The organism is Xenorhabdus bharatensis (assembly GCF_037996705.1).
Lineage (GTDB): Bacteria > Pseudomonadota > Gammaproteobacteria > Enterobacterales > Enterobacteriaceae > Xenorhabdus > Xenorhabdus bharatensis.
In genome coordinates this window covers 137,143-150,956 of record NZ_JBBMXG010000003.1, presented here as the reverse complement: position 1 = coordinate 150,956, position 13,814 = coordinate 137,143, and the positions used below count along the sequence as shown (strand labels likewise).

The window sequence follows — 13,814 nt, the reverse complement described above, 5'->3', positions numbered from 1 at the left end:
ACTTTGCCCGTAGTAGCATTTTTCCCGTAGTTGTACGGAAAATCTACGGAGCAACATAATATCTTCCGGCTATTCCTAACCTATTCATGGCGTTCATCATAATAGCCAACCACTCAATTGCAGCCACCTGTTTATCACTCCACGCTGTTGCTGCTTTTTGGTAAACATCATCGGGGATATGATCATTTTGTATTTCTGTTATTGCCTCCACTAATAACAGCGCCGCTCGTTCCTTTTCTGTGAAATATTCTGTTTCCTGCCAGGCTGGCAGCACGGCAATTTTATCGATAGATTCGTTCTGTTGTAAGGCATCTCGGGTATGTAACCTGACACAATATGCACATCCATTAATCTGGGATATACGTAATTTTAGTAGATGACAAAACCCTTCACTAATACCGGCAGATAAAGCTGATTTATCGATTTCAGCATTCACTATTTTCAGTTGTTGATAAATATTGGGGAAACTTTGTACTAAAGAAACTCGTGTCATCATGCTTTCCTTTTAAACTCCAATTAGATGGAAATAATCCTAAGAGATATAGGTTTCACTTTTTGACACTTTTAAATATTTTTGCTGAAAAAAATTGGCATCGCCTTAGTTATCAACATGACCAAGTTGTTACTTAATCGAATTCAACCATACCACTGATACACTCAACTACATCACCCGAAACCCAGATGCCATCTTCGTCCGAAGTAATATAAATCCAGCCATCCCGTTCAACACATCGTCCTTGTCTGGCGGTATAATTTGCTGGCAATTTCCCGTGTGGTATCAGCCACTGCGCAAAAGCCGCATTCAGACTGCCGGTCACCGGATCCTCCGCATAAATTGAACCGCATAAGCCTCTGACTTCCAGACTTACTTGATTTCCTTCAGGATAAATTGCACACAAACCAATCTCATAGTTTTTCAATGGTGCATAATCAGGTTGTATTTCCAAAAGTTTATCGACAGATTTCAGTAAGATGCCAAGCCAGCCGGGACCATTATCTATCCACTGACACAATTCGACATCATCAGCAGTAATACCAAGTCCTTTCAAAATAGTAGCCATTATGTCATCAGCTACATCGCCTGTTCTTGCCAGTGGAGGGGCCATAAATGCCAACCGTCCGTTGAGCTGTTTGATAGTAATTAAACCTGCTTCACATTCCTGAATGATTGTTGCTTTATCTTTCTGGCTATTAGTTTTCTGCCATACATAACAAGAACCTAGTGTTGGATGTCCAGCAAAAGGGAGTTCGCCCGCAGGAGTAAAAATTCTGACTCTGTAATCTGCATCAGGATGAAGTGGTTCAAGTAAGAAAGTAGTTTCACTCAGGTTAGTCCACTTAGCAAACTGAGCCATTTGCTGTTCAGTCAGATTATCTGCACCAACAACTACACCCAGTGGATTACCCTGTAATTTTTTATCAGAAAAAACATTAACCTGTTCAAATAAGAATTTCATCATTCATCCTGTTTTACGCGTTAAACCATCAATTCTCTATTTTGTATAGCGCGATGGCATTACTTCAATAAGGCAACACATTGTGCTGCGTCTTTTTATGACATTCAAAAATAAGATAAAAAACACTTGATCTCAAGTTAACCTGAGGTTTTAGAGTGTGGCAAATCAATTAATGGAGATAAATAAGGAGAATAATAATGCCATTGGAAATAATTACTGCCTATCGTAAATCAAATGCATTATTTGCCTTTGTAGACAGTAAAGCACCATTATATTTAAGTACTGAGAAGGGGAAAACCGTGGAACAACTTGCTAGACTATGCAATGTCTATCAGGATAGATTTCACAGCCTATTGAATTACATGGTAAAACTTAATATTTTAATAAAAAAAGAGGATAAGTTTTATCTTACTGAACAATGGGCATCACTCAGTGATCAGAATAGCTTTGAAACTCTATATATAAAGTTCGAATTAGATCCCGTATTCTGGAATACTTGGTCACAATACAGTTCGTCTTTAAAAAAACCGAATAAAAAATCCGCATTTGAACTTACCCATAACGAGCCATTTTTTGATTACCTTAATCATGAGAAAAATAAAGATGTTAAAATGATTTTTGATAAATTAATGGGAGAAATGACGAATAAAACCAACAAGCACATTATTGATTGCATCCCTTTAGATGGCATTCAGACATTTATTGATATTGGAGGAGGGGGCGGTAATTTCGTAAAAAACATAAAATTGCACTATCCACATATTCAGTGTCATGTTATGGATCAATATAAATTCACCAGAAAAGAATCAGAAGAAATTACTTTTATTAATGGTAATTTCTTTTCTGAGATTCCATCCGGCTATGATGCTTATAGCATAAAAAATGTTTTGGATGACTGGTCAGATAATCAAGCCATCGATATTCTGAAGAATTGCCATACAGCAATGAGGGATGATTCAGTTTTATATCTTATCGATATAATTAAAGAACCCGATGAAGCAACCTCATTTGATTTATACATAGATACCCTTTTGTTAGGGAGAAGGCGGTATCAGTCCGACTTTGAATTTATGGTAAAACAAGCTGGGTTATCTATTAAAAATATCTATAATTTGAATTTTTCCACAGAGAATGGAAATTACTATCTTTTTGAAATTAAAAAATAAATTTACTTTGAATACTGCGCTCCAGCCAGGGAGATAGCAATCCGGAGGGATAGTAATAAAGACAGTGTTACTATTCCCTCCGGCGATTAACGATTGGTATTTTTTCGCTTAAATGGTAATGTGATTGCCGTTCAATACACACAATAAAGGAGTCATTAGGTGTCATCAATTCAGACAGAGATAACTCCCTTCTAATTAATTTTGTTATTAACATACTTGATTAGAAGGGAAAAAGATGAATTACACAAAAATAGATCTTAACACGTGGGATCGTGGAGAACATTTTTCGTATTATCGCCATAATGTTAAGTGTGGCTTTAGTCTGACGACGAAAATTGATATTACAGCTCTGCGCTTATCCTTAGCAAAAACACATTATAAATTTTATCCCGCTATGATTTACCTGCTCACCAAGGTCGTTAATCAGTATCCTGAATTCAGGTTAGCGATAAAAGATGAGGAGTTAATCGTTTGGGATAGTGTGGATCCGATTTATACTATTTTTCATAAAGCAACCGAAACATTTTCTATATTGTGTACGAAATTCTCACCCGATTTGCCGCAGTTTATGGTGAATTATCGTGCTGATATTGAACGGTATGGCAGTAATACAAGTCTTTACCCACAAACAGAGAAACCGAAAAATAATATCAATATTTCCTCAATTCCGTGGATAGGATTTGATAGTTTCAACCTGAATATATCTGATATCACTGATTATTTCGCTCCGATTTTTACAATGGGGAAATATCAGCAAGAGGGCAGAAAAGTATTGTTACCATTATCGGTACAAATACATCACGCAGCCTGTGACGGTTATCATGTCGCTTTGTTTATTAAAAAATTGCAGGCATTGTGTAATGATGATTTGATGTAAAGAAAAAATATCAGGCCACTATTCAGTGGCCTACTTAAAAATGGGTCTGAGGATAATTGATTTCCCCTTAATAGTTGTTGACTTTTTATCAAAATTAAATCAATTTTCTATTGCCATTACCCCAGTTACTGTGAATTCGTGTTTAAGCTGAATACTTAAAAAAACAACATTAAATTAATATCACCCAATTTTTAACATCTCTGAATTATGAACCTATATTGGAGCAGCATATGCTGATTACCTTAACTGACGTCACTAAGGATAATTATGAAGCAGTTTGCGATTTATCAGTAACTGACGAACAACTCTCTTATGTTGCGGAAAACGTATATTCTATTGTCCAATCAAAATTTAACCCTTCATACCAAACACGTGCTATTTGTTTGAATGGGGAACCTGTTGGTTTTTTTATGTGGGTACCCGATGCTGACCAAAGGATAACAATTTGGCGGTTTATGATAGATCAAAACTATCAAAAGAAAAATATTGGACGCAAAGCACTAGTGTTAGCAATTGATGAAATCGGTCGTACAGATCAGTTAGAGGAAATAGCAATCTCTTATAATCCTAAGAATATCATTGCAAAAAATCTTTATGCCAGTGTTGGTTTCGTCGAAGTTGGTATGGATGAAGAAGTTGGTGAGATGCTGGCGGTTATCAGGATTTAAGTGCGAATATTAATATTTCAACTAAGATTGGTTCAATCTACACAGAAGGGTTCGGTATGAGCAGATTAATTATCACTTTTATTTATTTAATGCTAACTATTTCTGTGCCATCAGTATATGCAAATACAACTCACGGCGCCAATGGCGGTAATGGACAGAAAGGGGGAAATAGTGACGGTACAGCAGGGATGCCGGGATGTGATGGTGGAACAAATCCATCATCCGATGGAAAATTTTATCTTCCCGGTACACATCAAGAATGTAACCCTAGTGATGAAGATGCCAAAAAGAGTAAGAAGCCAGTAAAAGCATAATGCAAGAATCAATGAGATTGGGGGCTGAAAAATGAAAAAATCCACAAGAAGAGCTATTGCCAATATAGTTAGCTTATCCCTTACAATGTTTTTCATCAATAAATCATCATTATCATTGATATACAATGGTGATAGTAATCACTATTATAATGTAGTATTAATAGTTATGTCATTTTTTGGATTTGTATATATATGCGATAAGTTCATTCAGCTCCTTGAATTTTTTGAAAGAAATTAATTTATATGTAATTCAGAAAATAACCAATTTGTTAAATGTGGCTGCATATAATGAACTGATTTACAACCTTAAGCAGAGGGTTTATAAGCCCTCTGCTCCTAACCCCCACCAATGTTTATTTTTTATCTGGACTAACTCAGTTTCTACGTTATATAAATTGCACTTTCTGATACCTTTTAAGGATCTTCAATGAAGAAAACATTGTTATTGCAACAAATGCAGCTCTTCTTACAGGGAAGGCAGAAAGTGACCTTAAAAGAACTGATGCAAGAGTTTCAGTTATCCCGTAGCAGTGCGTTACGTTACATTTCAGCTTTAGAAGAATTGGGTGTTCCTTTATATTCTGAACGGGGAAGAAATGGCGGATACATTGTTGCTCCAACATATCGATTAGCACCGGTCAGATTTAGTGCGGATGAAATTCATGCCATGTTATTTGCGATTTCAGGTATGCATGTTCTGCAATCCACTCCGTTTAATCTGCAATTTCGTAGTATTTCTGAAAAATTAAAGCAAGTATTGCCTCAAGATGAAAAAATAAAAGATGAAAAATTACGCAAGTGTTTGGGGGTGAGAACGGCCAGACAGATCAATCCAATTAAACAACTTGATATGTTACTCCATCATATTTTTCAACAGGAAAATCTGGAAGTCATATACGGTGATAAAAAAGTTTTTATTTACCCGATTGCGATGTGGTTTGAGTCAGGGCGGTGGTTTTTAGCCGTATTTGATTATGAAGCACAAGATTTACGCGTATTACGCTGCCATACAATCCAGTCATTTCGCCCGATGACAAGGTCGTTAGTTGCTCCCGAAAACATTCGTTTAACAGATTTCAACCTATCTAATTTTGAACAATTAAGGCAGAAACAACAGCAACATTATTTTGAAATAACGATAAAAAGTTCAGGTGTTGAGCATTATCATAGCAAATCATTTTCACATATTTCCCTACAATTAACAGATGGTGGCGCACTAATTTCGGGTTATTATCATCAGGAAGAATTGGGTTATCTGCTTGACTATATAAATGGATTTTCCCGACATCTGATTGAGATCAAACCAACAACGTTAAAAAAAATGTATGTTGATGAAATCAAAATGCGGTTGAATCAGTTGGAGTTAGAAGCCATTTAGTTAACCGGAATATGACATGATCTCTGAATATAAACAATGTAAACGAAAAAGCCTCTAATAAGAGGCTCTCTGAGAAGTATTATATTTTCTTACCTTCATAGTAACCCACATAGCCTTTACCGCAATGTGATGCTACTGGCTTTATACCTTGCAAATGATATTGAATCTTTCCATCTGTGAATTCACTTTCAAATATGTGATTCTTACGCACTTCATACACAACATATACTGTCCCATTTGTACCAGTATAAGTTCTGCCTGAGCTATAACAATCGTTATAGGTAAAATCTTTGTTTGCTGCTGATGCAGTTGCAATTCCGCCAGTTAATGCAAGACCAGCTACCAATGCTCCGCCTACTAATAATTTTTTAAACATAACAAAGCCTCTAATTTAACATTATAATAACTTTCTATTTAAATTTATCACTTACCAAATATTCTTTGATAAGATGCGCTAAATATAAATCATCATAATAGGAGTTTACTATTTCAAAAATTGGAAACAGTGTATGTTTTTATATTAAATTTAAGATTGGAATGATTAAAAAATACCAAATAAGATTGAGCAATAAAATAACCAATTATAATTATCCGTAACAAAATCAAAAAACCCCGTTATATTAACGAGGTTTATTAACATTCTGAATTGATGTAGTAATAGGGCTTACCTATGATTTTACACCTTCATATTTACCAACATAAACGTTTAATCCACAAACGTATAATTTTTTAAATCCTTTCAAATGCCATTTAAATCCATCTTCATTGCGCACATCAAGGAAAACAATGCCGTCTTTTACTAGGTATTTAGTATACACGCCATTTTTATACTCTATCGGAGAAGAATGGCAGTTATTCCATGAGATATCTATGTCATTTGCCGATGCAGTTGCAATTCCGCCAGTTAATGACATAACGGCGGCGAGTGCTCCACCCACGAAGAATTTCTTCAACATAAAACCTTCCTTTAATCTTTTTTCAGCTTATGATCTAGGTTTATTACTTATCAAGTCATATTTATGATGCGCGGTAAATGTAGATTACTCTCAGCGGTTTTTACCATTTCAAAATTTATAAACGGTGTATGTTTTTATTTTAGATTCGAATTTTTGATTTTTTCTGAAGGTTCATTTAAATAAATCAGTAATGGAAATAAGAATATTTTTTACAACCCCCTTTGGGGAAAAGGGGGTTTTTGGTAGGGTTTTAATTTCTTACATTAGCGCCAATATACACAGCAGCCCAAGCTGGCTTCCCTGCTTTATCTACACAGCTAAATTGAGGTCCCTGATAAAACCATTGTATGGTTCCATACATCGTATTTTGCTGTATAAATTCTTGAGGAAAATTACGGTTCGGTTTAACAACTACTCGGGTATAGTTCGGCTTTGTCGAAATATATACAGATTCATTTGGACACAGGTTTTCAGCCGCTGCCGTTGCAACTCCACCGAACGATGCTGCCGCTAATGACCCAACTATTAATAATTTTTTGAACATCTAAAATATTCCTTTAATAGTTTTTCAATTGATGATCTAAGTTTATAATTCATAAAATCACATTTTATAATGAGCGCTAAATGTAAACTATGATCATCGATTTTTACCATTGCAAAATTTAGATACAGTGTATGTTTTTATATTTTCAATCATTTAACTGTAAAGTTAATAAATATATTAGACAATAATTACAAATAGTTATAATTGATAATAGATCTAAAAAACCCGCTTTTAAAAACGGGTTTTTTAGATCTATTGTTCCTTATTACTTTGGGAGGTTCATCTACTTTCTTCCTTGATAATAAGCTTGATAGGCAGGTCTTCCTGTATGATATTCACACTTCCCAATTTTACCTTTAAAATACCATTTAATTCCAAATCTCTCAAAGGTATTTGCAAAATTATCTGTAGGGTTAACGACAAACATCTGATAAAGATTTCCTTCAATATGCTTTGGTACATTATCAACCTGGCATTTATTTAATGCCATTGCATTACCACTTAATAAAAAACCTGTTATCAGTGTCGCTGTTGCTAACAATTTTTTGATCATAAAATCACTCCTATAATAATATTAAACTTAAGGTGCTGATTAAATTTCAATTGATAATGCAAAGTAAATCTAAATCATAATTAGACAGAATGGCAACTTTAAAATTTATATATTGTCTATGCCTTTCTTGCTTAATTATAAACCTAATTCTTATTATCATAATTTATGATGTATAATAATAACACCATTATTAACGGTGGGTAATTAAACCATCTATAGTCTCAATCAGGCAAACTGCATAATATTTATTCAATTCTTTTTGTGTTGTTATTTAATCATGACTTCATTAACATATTTATGGCTGACCTAAGAAGTATTAATTTAGATATTAAGATTTGAAGGATATTATAAAAAATGGGTGCCGTAATAAAATTTATTAATCCCCCAGAACCGATATCACCTGTTATTAATATGCAAAAATTAACTCGTGTTTATCAACACGGGGAAGAAGGGCAGGTTTCTATTCTGAAAAATATTACTGCACAGATTTATGCAGGTCAGAGTTGCGCTATTGTAGGGGCATCGGGTTCTGGTAAAAGCACGTTGCTTAATATTCTGGGTTTACTGGATAAACCCACTTCTGGAGAATATTTTCTTTGTGGTGTTGATATGTCATCAGCAGAAGCTGATCTGCGGGCCAGAATGCGCAACAAAGAAATCGGCTTTGTATTTCAGAGTTTTCATTTATTAGCCGGAATGACAGCGACAGAAAATGTCGCGTTACCACTGCTTTATCGGGGCATTTCAGCTTCGCAGGCTCATAAAATTGCCAGAGAAAAATTGGGTTTGGTCGGGCTTTCACACAGAGAAAGTCATTATCCGGCAGACTTGTCTGGCGGGCAACGGCAGCGTGTTGCACTTGCCAGAGCATTGGTCGGAGAGCCTTCATTGCTGCTGGCTGATGAACCTACCGGTAATTTGGACCCGCAAACAGCAGAAGAAATTTTATCGTTACTTTCCACTCTTCACACCGATAATGCGATGACTCTGGTTGTAATAACCCATGATGCGATGGTAGCGAACCATATGCAGCGCGAATTACGTATGAGTGATGGTCAGTTGCATGAGATCAGAGGAACGACAATGCATGCATGATAAAAGTCAGCCTAGTCATTATGGCATGTCAGTATTTATGATGTGGCGGGAAGCCTGGCGTAATTTAATGGCTACGGGGAAAAGCTCTCTGCTTGCTTTGTCTGGAATTGCGATTGGTTGTGCATCTGTCGTGGCCTTTCTAAATACAGGGCATAACGCGACCCTTGCAGCGCTGAAGATGTTCAGCGGGTTGGATATTAATGTGATCACAACCAATTTCTATTCTTACAATCATGGCATTGATAGTGAAGACATTAAAATAGACGCGCTGAAAACGGCTATTCCGAGTTTATCTTCCGCAGCACCCTGGATCTATTACTCCTCACCGGTGCGTTATAACGGGAAAACAGAACACTTCACCCTGATAGGTTCCACGGCGGCACTTGAGGAAGTTATGTTATTACAACTGCGGCATGGGCGATTTATCTCCGATTATGATCGTCATTCTCCTTATCTGGTAATGGGCAATGATGTCGCCGTTTCTCTCGTGGGAGAAGATACATCCCAAATACTTGGCAAGCAGATTCAGCTTGGTAATTATCTGTATACCGTGATTGGTATTTTTGAAACAAAAGGGCAAAACCCTATTTTTCCTTTTTCTCTGGATTCCGTTGTCGTGGTTCCGCTCGAAACCATGCGTAAAATATCACAACAAGCTCAGCTGAATGGTTTGATTACCCGTTCAGCCACGACTTCGACAACAGAAACAGATGCACAAAGTTTGTTTGCATTTTTTAAGAATAAGTTTCCAGAGACTGAAATTGACGTCCGCGTTGCTCAACAATTGCTACAAGGGCAGACGGAGCAGGGCAAAACCTTTACTTTTATGTTGATCGGGCTGGCTGGTATTTCACTGTTGACTGGCGGAATTGCGATTTCTAATGTGATGTTGATGAATGTGTCCTCCCGGCGCAAAGAAATAGGGTTGCGCATGGCTCTGGGGGCAAGAGTACAGGATATCCGACGCCTGTTTTTGTATGAAGCGGCTGTATTGACTTTTACCGGTGCAATACTTGGTACTTTAGTGGGAATTATCGTTGCCTTCCTTTTTGTCCTTTATTCCGGTTGGTCATTTTCTCTGGCTCCGCTATCCATCCCTTTAGGAATAGGAAGTGCCGTTATAGCAGGGCTTATTTCCGGCTTTTATCCCGCTCATAAAGCCTCACAAATGGAACCCGTACAGGCATTACGTGATGATTAAAAAGTATTTCATTTATGGCGTTCTGACTCTGTTTTTTTGTTTTTCTCAGGCAGGATTTTCTGAATCTGATTACAGTCTGGATCGTAAAAATCCGCAAGAAATCATCGGCCTGTCGCTGAGTGATGCGATATCGCTCGGTTTACGGAATAACTATGCTATTCGTAGTGTTTATCTGGATCGTATCGCTCAGAAGTTTGATTTACGGGTCGCAGAAGATCGATTTACGCCGAAATTGCAACTGAGCGGGCGCTATATCACGGGCAAAAATCAGGCAGAAAATTTCAGCAAAACCAGCTTGTCTCCTAACGCCACATTACTCACCCCTCTGGGAACACGTTTCACGCTGTCATGGGCGCGTGAGCACAATAAGTCAGGAATAAACAGCATTCATAATGATGGCGCAAGTATGACCATGATACAGCCTCTTTTACGGGGAGCCGGAACAGATGTGAATAATGCACCGGTTATACTGGCAAAACTCCGGGAACAAACCAACCGTCTGAATTTAAAATCGACAATTTCCGCTTCCATCACACAAATTATTCTGGCCTATCACACGTTACTCCGTGCTCAGGAGCAACAAGCTTTGTCTGCGGCTTCTCTTAAACGTATGCAGAAATTGGTGGAGACGAATAAGGAGTTGATTGATGCGGGCAGAATGGCTCAGACGGATATCATACAGACACAGGCTGATCTGGCCATGCAGGAACTTTCAGCAAAAGAGGCTGAAAATAATGTAAATGCAGCAAAACTGACACTCCTGAAGTTACTCGCTCTGAGCCTAAAAACGCCTATCCATGCAACAGATACTCTGAAAGGGACTTATGTCAGGCTGGATGTTGAACAATCGATTAAAAAGGCACAAGCTCAACAGCCCGATTATCTTACTCAGCTACTTTCTGCAAAAGCCGCCGATCTTCAGTTATTGCAGGCCAGAGATAATCAACTCTGGGACTTATCACTGGTTGGCGGAACCTCCCAGTATCGTTCCTCTTCTGCTGACACCCGAAACTGGGAAAATTATATCGGTATCCAACTGGATATCCCAATCGGAGATATGACAAGACAACAAACGGAAGTTCAGGCCAGAGTTGATGTTCAGAAGCAGGCATTACATCTGGAAGAGGCCAGAATCAATCTGGAGCAGAGAGTAACGAATGCCATCCGTGATACTGAATCACGCTGGCAGGAATATCAGTTAGCCATCAAGGCCAGTTCACTTTCGCAACAGAAACTTGAAATCGAAAAGGAAAAATTACAGGCAGGGCGATCCAGTAACTTTCAGGTACTGAGTTTTGAAACTGACCTGAGAAATGCGGAAAATGCCCGCCTGAATACGCTTATCCAGTACCTCAATGCTCAGGCTGAACTGGATCAAATTCTGGGTACGACACTGGAAAGCTGGGAGATAACGATTAATGAATAAATACTCAGTTTTTAACCATGCCATGATTAAGCGTTATCGATGGATCATAACGAGTGTGCTGGCAACCATAATCTTTTTTTGGGTTTTATTCTCTTCAGGGTATTTGTCCTCAGAAGAATCACCGAATCAAAACGCTGTACAGTGGATTGCTGTAAACCCCTCTCCGATAGAAAAACGATTGGATTTGGTAGGGAAACTGCAATCCGGACGCCTTGAAACTATCCCTGCGCCATTTGAGGGGATTATCCAACAGGTTCTGGTTAAAGAAGGGCAGCAAGTTTCCCCGGATCAGACGTTAGCCACACTTGATACCCGGAAAATTGAGATAGAAATTCGACAGGCACAAGTGGAAATGATTAAAGCCTCATCTGCTGTTGAAGAATTACGGGACTGGGAAAATAGTCAGGAAGTTATTCGAGCCAGAAGGAACGTTGAAAACGCGAACCACATGGTGATGGAGCTTAAAAATAATCTGGCAAAAACACAGGCACTTTTTTCACGGGGGATTGTGCCGAGAATGGAAGTGGAAACCCTTGAACAACAGCTTCGTAGGCAACTGACGGAACTTGCTTCAGCGAAGGATGATCTGACATCTACCCGACAAAAAGGCAGTGCAAGTCATGTACAAGTCGCAGAAATGGAGCTTAAAAATGCCACAAGCCGTTATCAGGCGTTACAGGAACAATACGTACATAAGGAAATAAAAGCGCCATTTTCTGGTGTTGTCCTCAAGGCACAGCAGGGAGAAAAGGGTAAATCATTCGCAATTCAGACTGGTGTACGGGTCACAGAAGGAATGCCTTTGCTGGAAATTATGGATACAACCCAGTTTCAGGTATTGGCGCAGGTTGAAGAAGCGGATCTCGTCAAACTAAAAGAAGGGCTACCAGTCAAAATCAGCGGTGAAGGGTTTTCTGGCTATTTTATGGATGGAAAAATTGAAACCATTGCTATGCAAAGCGTAGGTAACGACCACCCCGGAACAGCCGTTCATTATGATGTTGTGATCAAAGTAACATCCCCCATGAACACGAATTATCTCATCAGGCCCGGTATGAGTGCTAAAGTCAGTATTGTTATTTATCACAATGAGCAGGGGGTTGTGATACCCGAAAAAGCCCTGTCACGCGACAATAATGGGAATTTGAGTGTAAGCTGGCGCCCGGATTTAAAAACTCCGGCAACTTCACGCCAGATAACGGTCGGTGAGGCCATGCCGGAAGGGTTAGAAATTCATGGGTTGGAAAAAGGGTTTATTGCATTGTCTCTTTGAAAAATTGAATTCATCTGTATAAACAGCCCGTTATTGGGCTGTAATAGACTTAATATATAGACAAATAGGGGGGTAATTAGTTATCCCATTGAGGCGCTAAGCCTTCCGGGTCAGCGATACGTTCATTACGCTCAAGGGTAGCGATAGCAGCCATATCTTCTGCATCAAGCTTTAGCGCCGTCGCTTTCAGGTTATTTTGTAAATTTTCGCGTTTAGTTGAAGATGGGATTACGCTATAACCTAATTCCATTGCCCATGCCAAACTCACCTGAACGGGGCTCGCCTGATGTTTTGCTGCAATACGACCGATAACCTCATCCTGAAGCACTTTGCCATACGCAAGGGTCATATAAGAAGTGATATGGATCCCGTGCTCTTTCGCCCAGTCTGTTACATAACGGTTTTGCAAATAGGGGGAAACTTCAATTTGGTTAGTCGCGATATTTTCAGAACCCACCGCATCAATAGCCTGTTGCATCAGAGCAACTGTAAAGTTTGAAACGCCGATTTCGCGTGTCAGCCCCATTTTTTTCGCTTCCAGTAATGCATTCATTGTTTCTTCAACGCTAACGGCATTATTTGGCGACGGCCAATGAATTAATGTCAGGTCAACATAATCCGTGCCCAATTTAGTGAGACTTTCTCTGAGGCTAGGTATCACTTTCTCTCTGTCCATATTATCAGTCCAGATTTTAGTCGTGATATAGATATCCTCACGGGCTACACCACTCTCTTTTATAGCCTGACCCACTGCTGCTTCATTTTCGTAAATCTGTGCAGTATCAATCGCCCGATACCCCAATTCAAGTGCATTTTTTACTGATGCAATAACAACATCATCTTTCAGACGATAAGTACCTAACCCAAATGCAGGAACAGACATAATCAACCTCGTATAGTATTTGA

Annotated in this window: 16 protein-coding genes and 1 pseudogene; 10 read left to right on the top strand and 7 right to left on the bottom strand. The window is 38.4% G+C overall.

Translation table 11 applies throughout. The annotated features are described in order from the left end of the window. Positions 1 to 43: 43 nt before the first annotated feature. Positions 44 to 496: a carboxymuconolactone decarboxylase family protein gene (locus AAC855_RS04495; protein WP_340608425.1), complete on the bottom strand. Its 453-nt coding sequence runs from the start codon at positions 494 to 496 to the stop codon at positions 44 to 46. A gap of 130 nt (positions 497 to 626) precedes the next feature. Next, positions 627 to 1,460, bottom strand: a complete 834-nt coding sequence (locus tag AAC855_RS04490) for a PhzF family phenazine biosynthesis protein (protein WP_340608423.1) — start codon at positions 1,458 to 1,460, stop codon at positions 627 to 629. 194 nt (positions 1,461 to 1,654) lie between these two features. Between AAC855_RS04490 and AAC855_RS04485 the strand changes: the two genes are divergently transcribed. From AAC855_RS04485 to AAC855_RS04465, 6 genes and pseudogenes are all read left to right on the top strand, one after another. After that, the gene (locus AAC855_RS04485; RefSeq protein WP_340608422.1) at positions 1,655 to 2,623 is read left to right on the top strand and encodes a methyltransferase; all 969 of its coding nucleotides are present in this window, start codon (positions 1,655 to 1,657) and stop codon (positions 2,621 to 2,623) included. Positions 2,624 to 2,682: 59 nt separating this feature from the next. Continuing rightward, a pseudogene (locus AAC855_RS21580) lies at positions 2,683 to 2,742 on the top strand (YSIRK-type signal peptide-containing protein); the annotation flags it as partial. 116 nt (positions 2,743 to 2,858) lie between these two features. Then, positions 2,859 to 3,500, top strand: coding sequence for a type A chloramphenicol O-acetyltransferase (gene catA / locus AAC855_RS04480; protein WP_340608421.1), 642 nt, complete (start codon positions 2,859 to 2,861; stop codon positions 3,498 to 3,500). A gap of 230 nt (positions 3,501 to 3,730) precedes the next feature. Continuing rightward, complete coding sequence (locus AAC855_RS04475) at positions 3,731 to 4,168, top strand: GNAT family N-acetyltransferase (protein ID WP_340608419.1); 438 nt, start codon at positions 3,731 to 3,733, stop codon at positions 4,166 to 4,168. 56 nt (positions 4,169 to 4,224) lie between these two features. Beyond that, positions 4,225 to 4,482: a hypothetical protein gene (locus tag AAC855_RS04470; protein WP_340608418.1), complete on the top strand. Its 258-nt coding sequence runs from the start codon at positions 4,225 to 4,227 to the stop codon at positions 4,480 to 4,482. 427 nt (positions 4,483 to 4,909) lie between these two features. After that, positions 4,910 to 5,860, top strand: coding sequence for a helix-turn-helix transcriptional regulator (locus tag AAC855_RS04465; RefSeq protein WP_340608417.1), 951 nt, complete (start codon positions 4,910 to 4,912; stop codon positions 5,858 to 5,860). A 79-nt stretch (positions 5,861 to 5,939) separates the two neighbouring features. Here the strand turns inward: AAC855_RS04465 and AAC855_RS04460 are convergent, their stop codons facing one another. The 4 genes from AAC855_RS04460 to AAC855_RS04445 form a co-directional block, all read right to left on the bottom strand. Continuing rightward, positions 5,940 to 6,236 carry an LCI family antimicrobial peptide gene (locus AAC855_RS04460; RefSeq protein WP_340608416.1) on the bottom strand — a complete coding sequence of 99 codons (297 nt, stop codon included), beginning with the start codon at positions 6,234 to 6,236 and terminating at the stop codon, positions 5,940 to 5,942. 292 nt (positions 6,237 to 6,528) lie between these two features. Then, positions 6,529 to 6,816, bottom strand: coding sequence for an LCI family antimicrobial peptide (locus AAC855_RS04455; RefSeq protein WP_340608415.1), 288 nt, complete (start codon positions 6,814 to 6,816; stop codon positions 6,529 to 6,531). 250 nt (positions 6,817 to 7,066) lie between these two features. Beyond that, a complete protein-coding gene (locus AAC855_RS04450) occupies positions 7,067 to 7,360 on the bottom strand; it encodes a hypothetical protein (RefSeq protein WP_340608414.1) in 294 nt (97 codons plus the stop codon). A gap of 283 nt (positions 7,361 to 7,643) precedes the next feature. Beyond that, positions 7,644 to 7,913, bottom strand: a complete 270-nt coding sequence (locus AAC855_RS04445; protein WP_340608413.1) for an LCI fold-containing protein — start codon at positions 7,911 to 7,913, stop codon at positions 7,644 to 7,646. Between the two features lie 411 nt (positions 7,914 to 8,324). Between AAC855_RS04445 and AAC855_RS04440 the strand changes: the two genes are divergently transcribed. Genes AAC855_RS04440 through AAC855_RS04425 form a run of 4 tightly spaced genes read left to right on the top strand, consistent with a single transcriptional unit; the run spans position 8,325 to position 12,908 of the window. Further along, complete coding sequence (locus AAC855_RS04440; protein ID WP_340608412.1) at positions 8,325 to 9,008, top strand: ABC transporter ATP-binding protein; 684 nt, start codon at positions 8,325 to 8,327, stop codon at positions 9,006 to 9,008. Further along, positions 9,001 to 10,209 (top strand): ABC transporter permease, encoded by a 1,209-nt coding sequence (locus tag AAC855_RS04435; RefSeq protein WP_340608411.1) that lies wholly within the window; start codon positions 9,001 to 9,003, stop codon positions 10,207 to 10,209. The genes AAC855_RS04440 and AAC855_RS04435 overlap by 8 nt, the downstream gene beginning before the upstream one ends. After that, the gene (locus AAC855_RS04430; protein WP_340608410.1) at positions 10,202 to 11,635 is read left to right on the top strand and encodes a TolC family protein; all 1,434 of its coding nucleotides are present in this window, start codon (positions 10,202 to 10,204) and stop codon (positions 11,633 to 11,635) included. Before AAC855_RS04435 ends, AAC855_RS04430 begins: the two co-directional genes overlap by 8 nt. After that, positions 11,628 to 12,908: an HlyD family secretion protein gene (locus AAC855_RS04425; RefSeq protein ID WP_340608409.1), complete on the top strand. Its 1,281-nt coding sequence runs from the start codon at positions 11,628 to 11,630 to the stop codon at positions 12,906 to 12,908. Before AAC855_RS04430 ends, AAC855_RS04425 begins: the two co-directional genes overlap by 8 nt. Before the next feature lie 76 nt (positions 12,909 to 12,984). On the opposite strand, the gene dkgB is transcribed toward AAC855_RS04425, so the two are convergent. Further along, positions 12,985 to 13,791, bottom strand: coding sequence for a 2,5-didehydrogluconate reductase DkgB (dkgB, locus tag AAC855_RS04420; protein ID WP_340608408.1), 807 nt, complete (start codon positions 13,789 to 13,791; stop codon positions 12,985 to 12,987). Positions 13,792 to 13,814 lie beyond the last annotated feature (23 nt).

Bases quoted from the DNA above. Each gene is read 5' to 3' on its own strand.
- AAC855_RS04440 (WP_340608412.1), top strand. From the start codon at position 8,325: ATGCAAAAATTAACTCGTGTTTATCAACACGGGGAAGAAGGGCAGGTT.
- AAC855_RS04450 (WP_340608414.1), bottom strand. From the start codon at position 7,360: ATGTTCAAAAAATTATTAATAGTTGGGTCATTAGCGGCAGCATCGTTC.
- dkgB (WP_340608408.1), bottom strand. From the start codon at position 13,791: ATGTCTGTTCCTGCATTTGGGTTAGGTACTTATCGTCTGAAAGATGAT.
- AAC855_RS04430 (WP_340608410.1), top strand. From the start codon at position 10,202: ATGATTAAAAAGTATTTCATTTATGGCGTTCTGACTCTGTTTTTTTGT.
- AAC855_RS04425 (WP_340608409.1), top strand. From the start codon at position 11,628: ATGAATAAATACTCAGTTTTTAACCATGCCATGATTAAGCGTTATCGA.
- AAC855_RS04490 (WP_340608423.1), bottom strand. From the start codon at position 1,460: ATGATGAAATTCTTATTTGAACAGGTTAATGTTTTTTCTGATAAAAAA.
- AAC855_RS04465 (WP_340608417.1), top strand. From the start codon at position 4,910: ATGAAGAAAACATTGTTATTGCAACAAATGCAGCTCTTCTTACAGGGA.
- AAC855_RS04445 (WP_340608413.1), bottom strand. From the start codon at position 7,913: ATGATCAAAAAATTGTTAGCAACAGCGACACTGATAACAGGTTTTTTA.
- AAC855_RS04470 (WP_340608418.1), top strand. From the start codon at position 4,225: ATGAGCAGATTAATTATCACTTTTATTTATTTAATGCTAACTATTTCT.
- AAC855_RS04485 (WP_340608422.1), top strand. From the start codon at position 1,655: ATGCCATTGGAAATAATTACTGCCTATCGTAAATCAAATGCATTATTT.
- AAC855_RS04475 (WP_340608419.1), top strand. From the start codon at position 3,731: ATGCTGATTACCTTAACTGACGTCACTAAGGATAATTATGAAGCAGTT.
- AAC855_RS04455 (WP_340608415.1), bottom strand. From the start codon at position 6,816: ATGTTGAAGAAATTCTTCGTGGGTGGAGCACTCGCCGCCGTTATGTCA.
- AAC855_RS04495 (WP_340608425.1), bottom strand. From the start codon at position 496: ATGATGACACGAGTTTCTTTAGTACAAAGTTTCCCCAATATTTATCAA.
- AAC855_RS04460 (WP_340608416.1), bottom strand. From the start codon at position 6,236: ATGTTTAAAAAATTATTAGTAGGCGGAGCATTGGTAGCTGGTCTTGCA.
- catA (WP_340608421.1), top strand. From the start codon at position 2,859: ATGAATTACACAAAAATAGATCTTAACACGTGGGATCGTGGAGAACAT.
- AAC855_RS04435 (WP_340608411.1), top strand. From the start codon at position 9,001: ATGCATGATAAAAGTCAGCCTAGTCATTATGGCATGTCAGTATTTATG.